The sequence below is a fragment of the Streptomyces albidus (ex Kaewkla and Franco 2022) genome, assembly GCF_013870515.1.
Lineage (GTDB): Bacteria > Actinomycetota > Actinomycetes > Streptomycetales > Streptomycetaceae > Streptomyces > Streptomyces albidus.
Window position 1 is genome coordinate 1 of sequence record NZ_JACBXA010000129.1, and the last position, 16,521, is coordinate 16,521.

General features: G+C 69.8%; 15 protein-coding genes and 1 pseudogene. 11 read left to right on the plus strand and 5 right to left on the minus strand.

From position 1 onward, the window contains the following. Window positions 1–100: pseudogene (locus H5J26_RS31565) on the plus strand (LysR family transcriptional regulator); the annotation flags it as partial. Window positions 101–115: 15 nt separating this feature from the next. On the opposite strand, the gene H5J26_RS18775 reads toward H5J26_RS31565, so the two are convergent. Together H5J26_RS18775 and H5J26_RS18780 are read right to left on the minus strand one after the other, a co-directional pair. Further along, window positions 116–571 carry a Rieske (2Fe-2S) protein gene (locus H5J26_RS18775; protein ID WP_181767054.1) on the minus strand — a complete coding sequence of 152 codons (456 nt, stop codon included), beginning with the start codon at window positions 569–571 and terminating at the stop codon, window positions 116–118. Between the two features lie 70 nt (window positions 572–641). Further along, complete coding sequence (locus H5J26_RS18780; RefSeq protein WP_181767055.1) at window positions 642–2,744, minus strand: prolyl oligopeptidase family serine peptidase; 2,103 nt, start codon at window positions 2,742–2,744, stop codon at window positions 642–644. Window positions 2,745–3,309: 565 nt separating this feature from the next. Between H5J26_RS18780 and oxc the strand changes: the two genes are divergently transcribed. Continuing rightward, window positions 3,310–5,040, plus strand: a complete 1,731-nt coding sequence (gene oxc / locus H5J26_RS18785) for an oxalyl-CoA decarboxylase (protein WP_181767067.1) — start codon at window positions 3,310–3,312, stop codon at window positions 5,038–5,040. A gap of 431 nt (window positions 5,041–5,471) precedes the next feature. Here oxc and H5J26_RS18790 read toward each other — a convergent pair whose 3' ends face one another. Beyond that, complete coding sequence (locus H5J26_RS18790; RefSeq protein WP_181767056.1) at window positions 5,472–5,891, minus strand: CoA-binding protein; 420 nt, start codon at window positions 5,889–5,891, stop codon at window positions 5,472–5,474. A gap of 616 nt (window positions 5,892–6,507) precedes the next feature. Between H5J26_RS18790 and H5J26_RS18795 the strand changes: the two genes are divergently transcribed. From H5J26_RS18795 to H5J26_RS18825, 7 genes are all read left to right on the plus strand, one after another. Then, entirely contained in the window at window positions 6,508–7,338 is an 831-nt protein-coding gene (locus tag H5J26_RS18795) for a HipA family kinase (protein WP_181767057.1), read from the plus strand. Beyond that, a complete protein-coding gene (locus H5J26_RS18800) occupies window positions 7,335–7,733 on the plus strand; it encodes a DUF3037 domain-containing protein (protein WP_181767058.1) in 399 nt (132 codons plus the stop codon). Before H5J26_RS18795 ends, H5J26_RS18800 begins: the two co-directional genes overlap by 4 nt. A gap of 108 nt (window positions 7,734–7,841) precedes the next feature. After that, the gene (gene fabG, locus H5J26_RS18805) at window positions 7,842–8,603 is read left to right on the plus strand and encodes a 3-oxoacyl-ACP reductase FabG (RefSeq protein ID WP_181767059.1); all 762 of its coding nucleotides are present in this window, start codon (window positions 7,842–7,844) and stop codon (window positions 8,601–8,603) included. Between the two features lie 17 nt (window positions 8,604–8,620). Then, window positions 8,621–9,391, plus strand: a complete 771-nt coding sequence (locus H5J26_RS18810; protein ID WP_181767060.1) for an SDR family oxidoreductase — start codon at window positions 8,621–8,623, stop codon at window positions 9,389–9,391. A gap of 314 nt (window positions 9,392–9,705) precedes the next feature. Then, window positions 9,706–11,298, plus strand: a complete 1,593-nt coding sequence (locus tag H5J26_RS18815; RefSeq protein WP_181767061.1) for an ABC transporter substrate-binding protein — start codon at window positions 9,706–9,708, stop codon at window positions 11,296–11,298. A gap of 137 nt (window positions 11,299–11,435) precedes the next feature. Beyond that, window positions 11,436–12,122, plus strand: a complete 687-nt coding sequence (gene ung, locus H5J26_RS18820; protein WP_181767068.1) for a uracil-DNA glycosylase — start codon at window positions 11,436–11,438, stop codon at window positions 12,120–12,122. A gap of 182 nt (window positions 12,123–12,304) precedes the next feature. After that, window positions 12,305–12,781: a hypothetical protein gene (locus H5J26_RS18825; protein ID WP_181767062.1), complete on the plus strand. Its 477-nt coding sequence runs from the start codon at window positions 12,305–12,307 to the stop codon at window positions 12,779–12,781. A gap of 5 nt (window positions 12,782–12,786) precedes the next feature. On the opposite strand, the gene H5J26_RS18830 is transcribed toward H5J26_RS18825, so the two are convergent. Beyond that, window positions 12,787–13,404, minus strand: a complete 618-nt coding sequence (locus tag H5J26_RS18830; RefSeq protein ID WP_181767063.1) for a TetR/AcrR family transcriptional regulator — start codon at window positions 13,402–13,404, stop codon at window positions 12,787–12,789. Between the two features lie 98 nt (window positions 13,405–13,502). On the opposite strand from H5J26_RS18830, the gene H5J26_RS18835 reads away from it, so the two are divergent. Both H5J26_RS18835 and H5J26_RS18840 read left to right on the plus strand, forming a co-directional pair. After that, on the plus strand, window positions 13,503–14,723 hold the full coding sequence (locus H5J26_RS18835) for an FAD-dependent oxidoreductase (protein ID WP_181767064.1): 1,221 nt from the start codon (window positions 13,503–13,505) through the stop codon (window positions 14,721–14,723). Between the two features lie 10 nt (window positions 14,724–14,733). Further along, window positions 14,734–15,639 (plus strand): Gfo/Idh/MocA family protein, encoded by a 906-nt coding sequence (locus tag H5J26_RS18840; RefSeq protein WP_181767065.1) that lies wholly within the window; start codon window positions 14,734–14,736, stop codon window positions 15,637–15,639. Here H5J26_RS18840 and lnt read toward each other — a convergent pair. Next, a partial coding sequence (gene lnt, locus H5J26_RS18845; RefSeq protein ID WP_181767066.1) for an apolipoprotein N-acyltransferase occupies window positions 15,611–16,521 on the minus strand: 911 nt, incomplete at its 5' end. The two genes, H5J26_RS18840 and lnt, sit on opposite strands and share 29 nt — an antisense overlap.

Below are 16,521 nucleotides of genomic sequence, written 5' to 3' on the forward strand. Positions count from 1 at the left end.
GCACATCTACGCGGTCTGGCGTGAGGACGCCGACCGCCGGCCGTCCATCAGGGCGGCCGTGGCGGCCCTGGAGAAGGCCGCCGGAGACGTCACCGGGTGACGAGGCGGGCCCTGGTCACTCGGCGAGCTGGATGCTGCCACCCTTGACGGTGACCTTGGCGGGCGGCAGGGGGCGGGTCGCGGGGCCCGAGGTGACGCTGCCGTCGTTGATGTCGAACTTGCTGTTGTGACAGGGGCAGATGATGTTGCCGTCCTTGATCTCGCTCACGGCACAGCCCTTGTGGGTGCACGTGGCGGAGAAGGCCTTGTACTCGGCGGCACTGGGACGGGTCACGACGACCTTCTGCTCCTTGAAGACCTTGCCGCCGCCCTCCGGGATGTCGGCTGCCTTGCCGAGCTCGCCCTTGGCCGCGGCGCCCTCTCCACCGCCGTCGTCCCCGCCGCCCTCGCCGGAGCCGCTGTCCTGGTCCCCGCCGCTGCTTTCGCCGGAGCCGCAGGCAGCGAGTGTGACGGCGGCGGAGGCGGCACCCGCGGCGGCGAGCACTGACCTTCGGGTGGTCGATGCTGTCATGGGAGAACTTCCAATTCTGTCGGAGAGCTGCACGCTTGCCACTGCCTTCCGAATCCTGCCCAGGCGGTCCTCAGGGGCGAAGGGCTTTGTCAAGAAAGACCAATTGGGTGGTCAACTGACGCATCGCTGTGACCTCGTCGCTTACGATGTGCGACTGCCCGGACAGCGGCAGTACGGAGTGCTCCCTGCCCGCCTCCAGCAGCGCCGCCGACATGCGCAAGGAGTGTGCGAAGGCGACGTTGTCGTCGGCCGTTCCGTGCACCAGCAGCAGCGGGCGGCGCAGCAGATGAGCGTCCAGGGCAAGCGAACAGCGGTCGTAGTGCTCGGGGTGCTCGTCGGGGTGTCCCAGGAAGCGTTCCTTCCAGTGCGTGTCGTACAGCCGCGGATCGACGGCCGGGGCCCCCGCGACGGCTGCGTGGAAGACGTCCGGGTGCCGCAGCACCGCGGCCACCGCCAAGGCGCCGCTGAAGGACCAGCCGCGGATGCCGACCCTGCTCATGTCCATCCAGGGACGGGTCCGTGCCGCGGCTTTCAGCGCGTCGATCTGGTCCTCCAGCACCGGCGTGAACTGATCGCCCCAGATCTCCTTCTCCCACGCGGGCCCCCGCCCGGGCGTTCCCCGTCCGTCGGTCACCAGCACCGCGTAGCCCTGCTCCGCGAACCACTGCGACACGCACGAACCCCAGGTGCGAGCGCGCGTGACCAGCTGCATCCCCGGCCCGGAGTACGGGTCGAGCAGCACCGGCAGCGCAGGGGCGTCCGGTGCACCGGGCTCGTACCAGGACGGCAGGAACAGCGCGCTGCGCAGCTGCCGTTCGCCGAGCGTCAGGTAGGCCGGACGCGGCAGCACCGAGGGTTCCTCGACGAATGAGGTGATCGCCCCGGCGGCGGGGCCGTCGCCCAGGACGGTCACCTGCCGTCCGTCCTCCGTCAGGCTGTCGAGCACGGTGGTGCCGCCACGGGCGTGTGCCGAGTGGATTCCGGGGCCGTCGCTGACGCGCACGCAGCCTGTCGTGGGGGACCAGACCCACACGTGGCGTTCGGTGGGCTCCTCGCTCGCGTTGAAGAGCACCTCCTCCCCTTCGACGCCGAGCACTTCGGTGACCTGGAGACCGGGCGGGGTGACCACCTCTTCACCCACCCGCAGTCTGCGCGTGTCCTCGCTCTCGTGCGGCGTCACGAGCGCGCCCGAGGCGGTCCGGCGGTACGCCCCCTGCAGCAGCTCGACCCACGGCTCGTCCCGCTGTTCCGCCAGTATCCGGCTTGCTCCGGTGCCGGGGTCGACGGCCAGGGTCCGCACGGTCCGCTGGTCGCGGCTCTGCACGGTGATCAGCGGGCCGTGCGCGTCCCAGTCCGCGTCCACGACGTACTCGAACGCGGCTCTCTCCCAGTCCACTTCGCTGCCGGAACCGCCCTCCAGGCGGAGCACGCGGAGGCAGACCTCGGCGTTCGCCGACCCGGCCGCCGGGTATCGCAGGACCCGCGGAGCCCTGGTGGGGTTCGCCGGATCGCAGAGCCAGCGGCGCTGCACGGCTGTGGTGTCGACCCGGGCCACCAGCAGCGCGCTGGCGTCGGGCGCCCACCAGTATCCGCGTGTGCGTCCCATCGACTCGGCGGAGACGTAGTCGGTGAGCCCGTAGGTCACCTCGTCGGTGCCGGGCGGGGTCAGCCGCCGCTCTCCGCCGCCGTCGGTCCCCACCACGTGCAGGGCACCACCGGTGACGTACGCGATCAGGCGGCCGTCCGGCGAGGGGCGGGGATCGGCGACCGGTCCCGCGGTCTGCACGCGAAACGGCTCGCCGCCGGTGGTGCGTACCGCCCACAGGTCGGCACCGAGGCAGAAGACGACGAGCTCCGCGGCGTCGTCCACGGCGTAGCCCGTCACGCCCGTGGTGAGGTCGCGGGCCCGCTCCTTGCGGTCCGCCTCCTCCTGCGTCGGCGCGGAGGAGTCCGCCGCCAGGGCGCGCGGGTCGGCGAGGAGCCGTTCGCCGCCGCCCTCCCTGAGCCACAGTCGTCCGACGCGATCGGCGCCTCCACCGGTACGTACGAACAGCACACGAGCCCCGTCCGGGGAGATCGTCACATTGCGCACCGTCCCCAGCGAGAAGCGCTTCGTCCGGGCGAACTGCCGGGGGAATTCCGCAACCCTGGGATAACCCTCTTCTGCTGTCATGCGGCGAACCATGCCAGCCGTCCCGCTGCGAAGCAGCCGAGTATCGACGTGGGGGAGCGGCCGCCGGCCGGTCAGCCTGCGCTGATGCCTCCCGAAGTCACCGCCGCCCGCTACGTACCCCGCTGCGGGAGGGCGGTTCGCTGCCGGGGATCGTCGAGGCGGACGAGCAGGGCACGTACGTCCTGAAGTTGTCCACGTAGCGGAGAGGGCCTGCGGCGAAGTCTCCGCATCCTTGGCCGACCTGCGCAGGTGGCTCTTCGGCGTCTTTCAGGTCCTCGTCGCGCCATGGCAGCCGATCCTTCCAGCGCGCTCCCCAACAGGGCCCCGCCGTAGGCAGGCTGAGCGGCTGCCGTGGGCGGTGAAGGAGCCCGACCGCACCGGTCGACGGGTCGACCCTTTGAGCGGAGTGCTCCCTTTGGCCTGGTCAGCGCTGTCGGTTGCCTCGGGGACGGCGCCCGCAGAAACCGCATCTCGAGTGCTCGGCACGATCCTTGCCAGTCCACCTGGGCGGGGATACTGTATGCAGTATTCCGCACTCGGTCGCACCATCAGGGAGATCCTCACCATGACCGCCGCTTCCGTACCGGGCACAGAGGCAGGGGGCGCCGACCACCCCGACGTCACCGACGGGATTCATCTGGTCGTCGATGCGCTCAAACTCAACGGCGTCGAGACCATCTACGGTGTCGTCGGCATCCCGATCACCGACCTGGCGCGTGTCGCGCAGGGGGCCGGAATCCGCTACATAGGTTTCCGCCACGAGAGCGACGCCGGCCATGCCGCGGCAGCGGCCGGATTTCTCACGAAGAAGCCGGGCATCTGCCTGACGGTGTCCGCACCGGGCTTTCTCAACGGGCTGGTGGGGCTGGCCAATGCCACCACCAACTGCTTCCCGATGGTCCAGATCTCCGGATCCAGCGAACGGCACCTCGTCGACCTGCAGCGCGGCGACTACGAGGAGATGGACCAGCTGGCTGCGGCCAAGCCCTTCGCCAAGGCGGCCTACCGGGTCCACCGCGCGGAGGACATCGGCCGCGGTCTGGCCCGCGCCATCCGCACCGCCGTCTCCGGGCGCCCGGGCGGGGTCTACCTCGACATCCCGGCCGCCGTGCTGGGCGAAGTCATGGACGCGGAGAAGGGCGCCGCATCCCTGTGGCCGGTCGTCGACCCGGCGCCGCGCCAGCTGCCCGACGGGGAGTCCGTCGACCGTGCGATGAGCCTGCTCGCCAACGCCGAGCGGCCCCTGGTCGTGCTCGGCAAGGGCGCGGCGTACGCACAGGCGGACGAGCAGATCCGGGAGTTCATCGAAGCCACGGGAATCCCCTACGTCCCCATGTCGATGGCGAAGGGCCTCCTGCCCGACGACCACGCGAGCTCGGCGGCCACCGCCCGCTCGCTGGCGCTCCGCAAGGCCGACGTCGTGATGCTCGTCGGCGCGCGGCTCAACTGGCTCCTGGGGCACGGCGAAGCGCCCCAGTGGAATCCGGAGGCCAAGTTCATCCAGGTCGACATCGCCGCTTCCGAGATGGACAGCAACCAGCCCATCGCCGCTCCGCTGGTAGGTGACGTCGGCTCCGTGATGGAGGCCCTGATCGAGCGGAACAAGGCCGGCGGGATCACAGCGCCGGCGCCGTGGCGCGAGGAACTCGACGCCCGCAAGGTGCAGAACGTCGAAAAGATGGCCGGCCGCCTCGAGGCCGCCAAGAGCGCACACCCGATGAAGTTCCTGGGTGCGCTGCAGGCGATCCGTGACGTCCTGCAGGAGTACCCCCAGGCCTACATCGTCAACGAGGGCGCCAACGCCCTCGACCTCGCCCGCAACACGATCGGCATGCAGGTACCGCGGCACCGGCTGGACAGCGGCACCTGGGGCGTCATGGGCATCGGCATGGGTTACGCCATCGCCACCGCCGTCGAGACCGGCGCCCCGGTCGTGGCCATCGAGGGCGACAGCGCCTTCGGGTTCAGCGGCATGGAGGTGGAGACCATCTGCCGCTACAACCTCCCCATCGTCACCGTCGTGCTCAACAACAGCGGCGTCTACCGCGGCAACGAGACCTCCCCTTCGTCCGACCCGGCACCGACCGCCCTCACGGCCCAGCACGACGTCATGATGAAGGCGTTCGGCGGCGAGGGCTATCAGGCGACGACACCGGACGCGGTGGCCACGCTCCTGCGCGAGGCGCTGGCTGCGGGTACCCCGGCACTCATCGACTGCGTGATCGACCCGTCCGACGGGACCGAGAGCGGCAACATCTCCCACCTCAACCCCAAGGGCATCACCATCAAGCAGTAGCGACACCGCCGTGCCCGCCCCCGCCCGGACCAGCGCAACAACTCCTGGTCGAACAGCGAGGGCGGGCACGGCTGTTGTCCGGCCGCTGAGCCGCAGCCAGAGCCGGACATCACATCCGTCTCTCCAGGCGATCCGGCAGCCTGAGACGGGCAGCCGCTCCAGCGCCCGGCTTTCCGCACGCGAACAGGCCAGGCAGAGCACAGCAGCCGCACTGAGCTGAACCGGATCGTGTAGTGGGCCCTGACGCCGGAAGCCTGATCGCCTCGGCCGCAGCGCGCCGCCCTGTGGGCCATGCGCTACGCGATAGGGAACGGCCGAAGCCGACCCGGGATGCCCCCGTGTGCGGTACGAGTCCTGCGTGCTGCCACGACGCCATGTCTGACCAGCAAACGGTCAGCAATCAAGGCGCGGAAGGGCAACAGCTCCTCAACTCAGCCCAGTTCCAGCCGGGGGATCTCCCGTCCCGGGGAGCAGTCCATCACCATCTGCAGTCCGGCCTCGCGAGTCCTGGCGTAGGCGGCCTCGTCCACGACGCCCAGCTGGAACCAGACCGCCTTGGCGCCGAGCGTCACCGCCTGGTCGGCGACGCCGCCGGCAAGGGCGGAGTTGACGAACACGTCCACCACGTCCACCGGAAAGGGGACTTCCGCGAGCGTGGCATAGCCCTGTTCGCCGTGCACCGTCTCGGCCCGGGGGTGCACGGGCACCACTTTCTTTCCGAAGCGCTGCAGCTTCTCTGCCACGCGGTAAGCGGCTCGTTCGGGGTTGTTGGACAGACCGACCACGGCCCATACGTCCCCGGCGTTGGTGAGGATTTCCTTTATCGTCGCGTCGTCGCCGTAGTTCGTCATGCGCGATTCCCTCCCTCTGGGTGCGACTTCGGTGTCGCACGCTCTGCTCGTGCAGGCCGGGTCGACGGCAGTGATCGCCGTACGGGTGCGGTCGGCCGTCGGTGTCAGCGGCCCGAAGGCTCGGTGGGCATGCCGGAGATGAGCCGTGGAAACGGCCCCGCGACGCCGTGCAGCATGATTGTATACTGTATGCGTTTCAGTGGTAAGGCGTCCGGTGCTCGGAATTCGGAAGGCTCGGCCGACCGGTTCACCGCACGGCTTCCGCAGCGCGTCAGGGCAGCGAACCCCTGGCTCTGGGCGACGGTCCGAAGGACCTGCGTGCTGCGGCATGCCTGTGCCTCGCTCAGGCCGGATGCCGGAGAGTCCGCCGTGACCCTGTCGCGGTGGCTCGGCACCCTTCGCCCGCGATCACCCTTGGTTACTATGCTCACTTCATGCCGGAGGCCGGAAGCAAGGGGCGAACCGCCTCGACGGACTGCTGTGGGAGCGGAGGGAATTGCATGCCAGTCGAAACTCCCCGGATTCTCCCCAGGGCCGTTGACGGCGATTTCCGACGCTGCACCTCTCCGCGAGTGTTCGTGGATTTCAAGGTTGAACAGACAGGCGGCCTGAAAAAGTGTTGAAAGAGGTCACCGCGACCCGTTACGTGACCCCGCTGCGGGAGGGCGGCTCGCTGCCGGGGATCGTCGAGGCGGACGATCTGGGCACGTACGTCATGAAGTTCACCGGAGCCGGGCAGGGCCGCAAGACCCTGGTGGCCGAGGTCGTGGCCGGACGGCTGGCGCAGCGCCTCGGCCTGCGCGTGCCCGAACTCGTGCGCATCCAGCTCGACCCCGTCATCGGGCTGAGCGAGCCCGACGAGGAGGTGCAGGCGCTGCTGAAGGCGAGCGGCGGCCTCAATCTGGGCATGGACTTCCTGCCGGGATCGCTCGGCTTCGACCCGCTGGCCTTCGAGGTGAGTGCGGAAGAGGCCGGCCGCGTCGTCTGGTTCGACGCGCTGGTGGGCAACGTCGACAGGTCCTGGCGCAACCCCAACTTGCTGGTGTGGCACGGGAAGCTGTGGCTCATCGACCACGGTGCGACGATGATCTGGCACCACAACCTGCCCACCGCTCAGGCCGCGGCGGACAAGCCCTACGACGCCTCCGATCACGTCCTGGCGCCGTTCGCTCCCGAAGTGGCCGCTGCGGCGTCCGAGTTGGCGCCACTGGTGACGGAGAGCCTGCTCACGGAGTGCGTCGGCGACGTCCCGGACGAGTGGCTGGTGGAGGAGCCGGGAGCCGCCGCACCGGACGAGCTGCGCGGCACCTACGTGCAGGTGCTCGCCGCCCGGGCCCGTACGGTCCACGAGCGGATCACGCTCGGCGAACGCCGCAGGACGGTCACGCCCCAGCCGCCGGGCTGGCTGACGCAGTGGCCGCACCGGAAGCGAGGCGTGAAGCAGTGAGCGGCGAAGTGGGCGGCGGACGCAAGGTGTTCGAGTACGCGCTGCTGCGTGTCGTGCCACGCGTCGAGCGCGGCGAGACGATGAACGCGGGCGTGGTCGTGTACTGCCGCGCGAGGTCCTTCGTCACCGCCCGTACGCACCTGGACGAGGCGAGACTTCGGGCACTGGACCCGCAGGCGGATCTGGCGGGCGTACGGGCCGCTCTGCACGCGGCCGAAGGCATCTGCGACGGCGGGGACGCGGCAGGTCAGGCGTCGGACGACGCACCCGGCCGGCGCTTCCGCTGGCTGGTCGCGCCGCGCAGCACCGTCGTACAGCCGGGCCCCGTGCACACGGGGCTGACCGCCGACCCGGAGGCGGAGGCGGAACGCCTGCTGGACCTGCTCGTACGGTGATCGCCGTCTCCGCGGGGAACCGTTGACAGCGGATGGCGGGACTCATAGCGTCACGGCCAAGGTACTAAGCGGTTGCTCACCAGTGTTTCAGGGCGAGGAGATAACAGCATGTCCACCACCGACCAGCGCGTCGCCATCGTCACCGGTGCGGCCCGGGGAATCGGCGCGGCCACCGCGGTACGGCTCGCGGCCGAGGGCCGCGCCGTCGCAGTGCTCGACCTCGACGAGGCCGCCTGCAAGGAGACCGTGGAGAAGATCACGGCCGAGGGCGGCAAGGCCGTCGCCGTCGGCTGCGACGTCTCCGACTCCGCTCAGGTCGAGACCGCCGTCGCGCGGGTCGTCGACGAACTCGGGCCGCCCACCGTGCTCGTGAACAACGCGGGCGTACTCAGGGACAACCTGCTCTTCAAGATGAGCGACGCCGACTGGGACACCGTCATGAACGTGCACCTGCGCGGCGCGTTCCTGATGTCCCGCGCCTGCCAGAGCCACATGGTCGACGCCGGCTTCGGGCGCATCGTCAACCTCTCCTCCTCGTCCGCTCTCGGCAACCGCGGCCAGGTCAACTACGCGGCTGCCAAGGCCGGAATGCAGGGATTCACCAAGACGCTGGCGAAGGAACTGGGCAAGTTCGGCATCACCGCCAACTCCGTCGCCCCCGGGTTCATCGTCACCGACATGACGGCGGCCACGGCCGAACGCGTCGGCATGGGCTTCGAGGACTTCCAGGCCGCCGCGGCCTCCCAGATCCCCGTGCAGCGCGTGGGCAGGCCCGAGGACATCGCCAACGCCATCGCCTTCTTCAGCGGTGAGCAGGCCGGGTTCGTGTCCGGCCAGGTGATGTACGTGGCCGGCGGCCCGCTCAACTGACCGGGAAGGCAACGGACATGGCAGAGCAGAGTGCAGCAGTGCAGGACAGCGGCGAGGTCGCGATCGTCACAGGCGGCAGCCGCGGCATCGGCTACGGAGTCGCCGAGGCCCTGATGGCGCGCGGGCACCGCGTGTGCATCACGGGACGCAACGAGGACGCCCTCAAGGAGGCCGTCGAGCGTCTCGGCGCCGGGCGCGCGATGTACGTCGCGGGCAAGGCGCACGACGACGAGCACAGGCGCGTCGCGATCGAACGCGTCATGGACGCCTACGGGCGCGTGGACCACCTCGTCAACAACGCAGGTACGAACCCGGTGTTCGGCCCCATCGCGGAGCTGGACCTCGGCGTCGCCCGCAAGGTCTTCGAGACCAACGTGGTCTCCGCGCTGGGCTTCGCACAGGCCACCTATGCGGCCTGGCAGCGCGAGAACGGCGGGACGATCGTCAACATCGCCTCCATCGCAGGGATGTCCGCCTCGCCTTTCATCGGGGCCTACGGCATGAGCAAGGCGGCAATGATCAATCTCACTCAGCAGCTGGCGCACGAGTTCGCGCCCACTGTGCGGGTGAACGCCCTGGCGCCGGCCGTGGTGAAGACGAAGTTCGCCGCGGCTCTCTACGAAGGGCGCGAGCAAGAGGCCCTGGCGCGCTATCCGATGCAGCGCCTCGGGATGCCCGAGGACATCGGCGGAGCAGTCGCTTTCCTCACTTCGCCGGATTCCGCGTGGATCACGGGCCAGACGCTCGTCGTCGACGGAGGACTCTCTCTCAACGCGGGCGTGGAGTAAGGGTTTTCGGCCTCGAGCGCCCCTGCGCCGCGGGCCTTTTCGGGTGCCGGTCCGTCGTCGGACCGGCACCCGCTGTCATCGGTCGCTTTCCGTGCCCGGTCCACAACGGACGAATGGGTGACCAGTGCATGTTCTGGGGTCGGCGGCTGCGGTAGGGTCTTCCTCGCCCCTCGGCCAGCGGGTCCGCGTAAGACGGCGGCGTACACGTTACGGCGGCGTGAAGCAACGCAAGAACGCATTGACCGGCCGACCGGCATTTCCCCTTGGTAAACCGCAGCAGCAGTAGTGGGCCCCGCCTAATGAGGAGCGCGTAGGTGTTCGACCGCAACGGACCTCTGAGGATCGCAGCGACCGTAGTCATATCGACGTCCTTGGTCTCTGGATGCAGTTCGTTGTCCGGTGACGACGGTGAGCAGAAGCGCCGCTCCATCGCAACGGGTACCACCAGCGCGCCCAGCACCCTCGACCCGGCAGCCGCCTGGGACGGTTCGTGGGAGCTATACAAGAACGTTTTCCAGACGCTCCTCTCCTTCCCCAGCAGTTCCTCCTCCCCGGAGCCGGACGCCGCCAAGCGCTGCGGGTTCACCGACTCCGCGAGCCGCGTCTACCGCTGCTCGCTCAACGAGGGGCTGAAGTTCTCCAACGGGAATCCCCTGGACGCCAGGGCGGTGAAGCACTCCATCGACCGCGTCGCGGCCATCAAGGCGAAGTCGGGCCCGCTCGGGCTGATGGGCAGCCTCGACCGCGTGGAGGCACCGGACAAGCACACCGTCGTCTTCCATCTGAAGAAGTCCGACGCGACCTTCCCCTTCATCCTCGCCACCCCGGCGGCCGCCATCGTCGACCCCGACAGCTACCCGGCCGACAAGGTGCGCAAGGGCGACAAGCTCGTCGGCTCCGGCCCTTACACCCTGAGTTCCTACAGCCAGGGCAAGCGTGCCGAGCTGAGCAAGAACAACACCTACCGCGGTCCGGCGAAGGTCAAGAACGACGTAGTCACCATCGACTACTTCAAGGACTCCTCCCGGATGGTGAAGGCGCTCAAGGACAAGAAGATCGACGTGGCCTACCGGGGGCTGACCCCCACCCAGGTCACCGGCTTCCAGAAGGCGCAGGCGAAGGGCGACCAGGACATCGAGCTGAGCGAAGTTCTCGGCTCGGAGATCAGTTATCTGGTCTTCAATCCCAAGGACCCGATGGCGGGTAATCCCGCAGTGCGCAAGGCAGTCGCAGAGCTGATCGACCGCAAGGCGCTCGTGCGCAATGTCTACAAGCGCACGGCCGACCCGCTGTACTCCATGGTCCCGGGCGGAATCACCGGACACACAAGCGCCTTCTACGACGCGTACGGTGAGCCGAGCAGGGAGGAGGCGAAGAGGACCCTCGCCAAGGCGGGGATCAGCAAAAAGGTTCCGCTGACCCTCTGGTACACGACGGACCGGTACGGCGACACGACCGGGCAGACCTTCACCGAGCTCAAGCGTCAGCTGAACGATTCCGGGCTCTTCGACGTCACCGTCAAGGGCCGTCCGTGGTCCAAGTTCGTCGGCGGCTACAGCAAGGGCAAGTACCCGGTCTTCGGCCGCGGTTGGTTCCCCGACTTCCCCGACGCCGACAACTACGTCGCGCCTTTCGTCGGTAAGAACAACGCGCTCGCCACTCCGTACGACAACCCGGAGATCACCGAGAAGCTGCTGCCGTCCTCGCGCAAGGAAGGCAACCGCGCGACCGCGAGCCGCTCCTTCACCCGCGCCCAGAAGATCATCGCGAAGGACGCGCGGCTGCTGCCGCTGTGGCAGGGCAGGGTGTACGTCGCCTCGGTCAGGGACGTGGCCGGAGTGGAATGGGTGATCGACCCCTCCACGCTGCCCCGCCTGTGGGAGCTGGCCAAGAAGTCCAGCTGGTAGACCGTCACTTCGCGGAGCGGAATCACCACCCTCCTCGTGGGCCGCGTGCCCCGGATGTCGGTGCCCGGCGGTACGTTCGTGCTCGGAGCTGAACTCCTGAACACGAACGCACTGCGGAGGTACGTGAGTTGAACGACATGCTGGGCACGCTGCCCGAGTCCTGGCAGCACGCCCTCGGCGAGGAGACCGGCAAGCCCTACTTCAAGGAGCTCGCCGAGTTCGTCGAGCAGGAGAGGGAGCGCGGGCCGGTGTACCCGCCGCGCGAGGAGGTCTTCGCCGCGCTGCATGCCACGCCGTACGACCAGGTCAAGGCCCTGGTCCTCGGCCAGGACCCGTACCACGGCGAGGGGCAGGGCCACGGCCTGTGCTTCTCGGTGCGGCCCGGAGTCCGTACGCCGCCGTCCCTGCGCAACATCTACAAGGAGATGCGCGACGACCTCGGCCACCCCGTGCCGGACAACGGGTATCTGATGCCGTGGGCGGAGCAGGGCGTGCTGCTGCTCAACGCGGTGCTCACGGTCAGGGCGGGCGAGGCCAACTCCCACAAGGGCAAGGGCTGGGAGACCTTCACGGACGCGGTGATCCGCGCCGTCGCCGACCGGCCCGATCCCGCGGTCTTCGTGCTGTGGGGGAACTACGCGAAGAAGAAGCTGCCGCTGATCGACGAGGGGCGTCACACTGTGGTTCAGGGCGCACACCCCTCGCCGCTCTCCGCGAAGAAGTTCTTCGGCTCCCGGCCCTTCACCCAGATCGACGCGGCGATCGCGGCGCAGGGCCACACCGCCGTCGACTGGCGCATCCCCGACCTCGGCCTCCGGGCCTGACCGGAGCGGCCCGTACGCCCCTCCGCCGAGCCGGACAACCCACCCGCCCGCACCCGGACGCCTTCTGTCCGGGTGCGGGCGGACCTGCGGTGCGAGCGCCTGAGCGCGATTGTCGGTGCCGGGGGCTAGCGTCTCGGACAGACGGCAAGCCCTTGGCGTGCGTGGCGAGCAGGAGGAGTCCCGTGACGGAGCCGCAGCAGGAGACGTCTCCGGACGCGATCATGGTCCGGATCGGTCAGGCCATCATGCTCCACCGTGCCGGTGACCGGGAGGAGGCCCGGAACCGCTTCGCACTGCTGTGGTCGGAGACGACGGGGAAGGGCGACCTCTTCCAGCGATGCACCATCGCTCACTACATGGCGGACACCCAGGACGACCCCGACGCGGAGCTGGAGTGGGACCTTCGCGCGCTGGCGGCGGCGGACGCGCTCACCGAGGAGGAAGTGGAGTGGGGTGAGCACTCCCTGGCGGTGCGCTGCCTCTATCCGTCGCTGTACCTCAACATCGCGGCGGACCACGTCAAGCTCGGCGAACCGAGCGCGGCACGCCGCGAGTTGCGCCGTGCGCAGGGTGTGCTGGGTTCGCTGGCGGACGACGAGTACGGCACGGGGATCAAGGCCGCGGTGCAGCGGCTGGAGAGCCGGCTGAACGCGGTCTGATGCGCTCAGCCCCGCGTACGAGCGGGTGACTGGCCGAGCATCCCGTGCAGCAATTCACGCAGGCCGGCCTGCAGTTCCTCCAGGCCGGGGACCTCCGCGTGGTACGAGCCGGCCGTGCAGGAGAACAGCATCCCGTCGCACCACGCCACCAGGGAGAGCGTGTGCCTCTCCGGCGCGGCCGATCCGGCCCGCCGCAGCATCGCCGTCAACGGCTCCCGGAAGGCGCTGGTTCCCGTCCGGACGTACATCGGGCGCAGTTCGGGACGGCGGGTGATCTCCAGCGCCAGCTCGTACCGGGCCACGAGGAGCGAGGAGTAGCGGGTCAGATATCGGTGCACGGCGAGTGCGAGGCCGTCAGCCAGCTCCTCGATCCCTTCCCCCCTCGGCATCTCCTCGATGGAGAGCACCTGAGCCTCCCTCACCGCGAGCCGCCTCACCGCGGCTTCCAGCAGAGCTGCTCGTGTACGTGCGTAGTTCGACGTCGACCCCTGGGGCAGGCCTGCCGCCTCGTCCACCGCGCGGTGCGTGAGCCCGCGCAGGCCGCGCTCGGCCAGCAGGTCGATGGCGGCGTCGGCGATCAACTCCGAGCGGGCGGCCGGAGGATGGGAACGGCGGGTGCTCATGCCAGCAAATGTACGCCCGGGAATCCCGTCGAACGGTCTCACTACAGCCGTAGTACACTACATATGTAGTGTCTCTGACGCGTGAAGGGATCCCGCCAATGTCCCAGTCCGAAGCCCTCGTCATCGGAGCCGGTGTGGGCGGTCTGACCGCGGCCGTGGCCCTGCACCAGCAGGGCTGGAGAGTCACCGTCCTGGAGCGCGCTCCCGGCCTCGAAGCCGTCGGCGCGGGCCTCGGATTGACTCCCAACTCCCTGCGGGCGCTGGACATGATCGGCCTCGGTGACACCGTCCGCTCCATGCGTACCTGGCGGTCCGAGGGCGGGCTGCGCACGCCGTCCGGCCGCTGGCTCTCGCGTACGAGCAACGACGCCGCGGCCGAGCGGTTCGGCGGCCCGCTCGTCCCGTTGCACCGGGCCACGCTCATCTCGCTGCTCCACTCCAAGCTCCCCGCCGGGTCCGTACGCACCGGCACCGCGGCCGAGATCACCGATCCGGGCGGCCAGGGGCGCATGGCGCGAGTGCGGGGCGGCGGTCAGGAATGGAAGGCGGACCTGGTCGTCGCCGCCGACGGCATCCACTCACCGGCGCGCGGTGTCCTCTTCCCCGGCTGCCCCGCTCCGCGCTACGCGGGCTTCACCGCCTGGCGAATGGTCATCCCGGCACCCGACCAGACCTACGCGCCGCACGAGACCTGGGGCCGCGGCACGCTCTGGGGCACGCAGCCGCTCTTCGACGGGCGCGTCTACGCCTACGCCGCCGCGACCGTGCCCGAGGGAGAACGCGCCCCCGGCGACGAACGGGCCGAACTCCTGCACAGGTTCGGCACCTGGCACGAGCCGGTCCCCGCCATCCTGGAGGCCGTCCGGCCGGAACAGATCCTGCGCAACGACGTCCATCAGGCGGCTGTGCCGCTGCCCGCGTACCACCGTGGACGCGTCGCCGTCCTCGGCGACGCCGCGCACGCCATGCCGCCGACGCTCGGCCAGGGCGGCAACCAGGCCATCGAGGACGCCGTCGTGCTCGCCCACCATGCGCGGCCCTCCGCCGACCTCTCGCAGGCCCTGACCGCCTACACGCACGACAGGTTGCCGCGCACCATGGACGTCGTACGTCGAGCCGTCCGCGTCAGCCGGATGGTCACCCTCACCTCCGCGCCGGCCTGCGCGCTGCGCGACACGGCGATGACGGTGGTCAACCGGCTCGCGCCGCATCTGGCGCTGCGCGCTCTGGACGGAATCGCGGACTGGAGCCCGCCCGGCCACACGTATGCTTCCCCTTCACACCGGGACGGCAAGGCAGCGAAGTACGCACCGAACTGAGGAGCTCCTCGTGAAGATCGGCGTGATCGGGCTCGGAGACATCGCGCAGAAGGCGTACCTGCCGGTGCTCGCCGCTCAGCCCGGCATCGAACCCCACCTGGTCACGCGGACCCCCTCCACCCTCGAACGTGTGGGCGCGACCCACCGCATCCCCGAGGAGCACCGCCACGCCGACCTCGGTGCGTTGCTCGCGGCCCGCCCCGACGCCGCCTTCGTGCACGCTCCCACCGCGGCACACCCCGAGATCGTCACCCGGCTGCTGGAGGCCGGCGTCCCGACCTATGTCGACAAGCCGCTCAGCTACGAACTCGCGGACGCGCAGCGCCTGGTGAGCCTGTCCGAGGAGCGCGGCGTCGGGCTCGCCGTCGGCTTCAACCGCCGATACGCGCCCGGCTACGCCCAGTGCCTCGAGCACCCGCGTGAGCTGATCGTGCTGCAGAAGCACCGCGTCGGGCTGCCGGAGGAGCCGCGCCGGATGGTCTACGACGACTTCATCCACGTCGCCGACACGCTGCGCTTCCTCGTCCCCGGCGCGGTCGACCACGTCGACGTGCGCGTCCGGGTGCGCGACGGGCTGCTGCACCACGTCGTGCTCCAGCTCGCCGGTGACGGGTTCACGGCCATCGGCGCCATGAACCGGCTGTCCGGTTCGGCCGAGGAGATCCTGGAGGTCTCCGGCCAGGACACCAAGCGCGAGGTCCGCGACATCGCGGAGATCATCGACCACAAGGGGCAGCCCAGCCTGCGCAAGCGGGGGGACTGGGTGCCCGTCGCCAGGCAGCGCGGCGTCGAGCAGATCGTGCTGCGCTTCCTGGACGCCGTACGTGCCGGGCAGCACGTCTCCGCCGAAGACGCCCTGCGTACGCACGAGTTGTGCGAGCGGATCGTCAGCGTTGCGCAGGAGACGGGGAGTTGAGCCGGCCCGGGGGGTCTCCGGGCCGTCGCCCTCTGCTCCGCAGCGCCCGCAGGCCCTCCGCGGCAACGAAGAGGACGATCCCCGTCACGGCCCCGCCCACGACCCAGTCGCCCGTGCGTACGTAGACGGTCTCCCCGGTGGCCAGCGGCACTTCGTAGACCTCGGCCGTGCTGCGGTCGGTGCCCAGCCACTCGCCGACGCGCTCGCCCCGTGGGCCGTAGACCGCGCTGCGGCCGGTGAGCGTCGCGTGCACCATGGGCCGTCCCGTCTCGGCGGCCCGCAGCGCGGCGAGCGACGCGTGCTGTGCGGGCGCCCAACTCTCCTGGAACGACGAGGTGGAGGACTGGGCGACGAGCAACCGCACATCCTGGCGCACGAGTTGGCGGCTCATGTCGGGGAAGGCGCTCTCGAAGCAGACCAGCGGCCCGAACTTCACGCCGTCGGACTCCATCACCACGGGCCCGTCCCCGCGCAGCCTGTCCTCACCCGCGGCCTTGCCCACGGAGGTGGCCCAGCCGAGCAGGGAGCGCGCCGGTACGTACTCGCCGAAGGGCACCAGCCGGGTCTTGTCGTAACGCCTCCCGACCATGCCGTGCGGGCCGATCAGTATCGAGGACTTGTAGATGCCCGGCCGGTCGGAGCGGCGGGCGTCGACGTTCACCAGGATCCTCGCGCCGACCCTCGCCGAGAGTGACGCGAGCTGCTTGCGCAGTCCGGGATGGGCGCCCAGGTCGTAGCTGACGCTGCTCTCGCCCCACACCACCAGATCGGGTCTCTTCCCGGCCAGCTCGCGGGTCAGCTCCTCGCTGCGCGCAAGACGAGGCCGCTGGCCGACCACGACGCCCGGCTGCACGACGGCGACCCGGGTCTTGCCGGAGGTGC

What these genes read in the sequence shown, in the direction of transcription:
- H5J26_RS18775 (WP_181767054.1), bottom strand. Translation starts at nt 571, where the DNA reads ATGACAGCATCGACCACCCGAAGGTCAGTGCTCGCCGCCGCGGGTGCC.
- ung (WP_181767068.1), top strand. Translation starts at nt 11,436, where the DNA reads ATGCTGGGCACGCTGCCCGAGTCCTGGCAGCACGCCCTCGGCGAGGAG.
- fabG (WP_181767059.1), top strand. Translation starts at nt 7,842, where the DNA reads ATGTCCACCACCGACCAGCGCGTCGCCATCGTCACCGGTGCGGCCCGG.
- H5J26_RS18790 (WP_181767056.1), bottom strand. Translation starts at nt 5,891, where the DNA reads ATGACGAACTACGGCGACGACGCGACGATAAAGGAAATCCTCACCAAC.
- H5J26_RS18830 (WP_181767063.1), bottom strand. Translation starts at nt 13,404, where the DNA reads ATGAGCACCCGCCGTTCCCATCCTCCGGCCGCCCGCTCGGAGTTGATC.
- H5J26_RS18835 (WP_181767064.1), top strand. Translation starts at nt 13,503, where the DNA reads ATGTCCCAGTCCGAAGCCCTCGTCATCGGAGCCGGTGTGGGCGGTCTG.
- H5J26_RS18810 (WP_181767060.1), top strand. Translation starts at nt 8,621, where the DNA reads ATGGCAGAGCAGAGTGCAGCAGTGCAGGACAGCGGCGAGGTCGCGATC.
- H5J26_RS18780 (WP_181767055.1), bottom strand. Translation starts at nt 2,744, where the DNA reads ATGACAGCAGAAGAGGGTTATCCCAGGGTTGCGGAATTCCCCCGGCAG.
- oxc (WP_181767067.1), top strand. Translation starts at nt 3,310, where the DNA reads ATGACCGCCGCTTCCGTACCGGGCACAGAGGCAGGGGGCGCCGACCAC.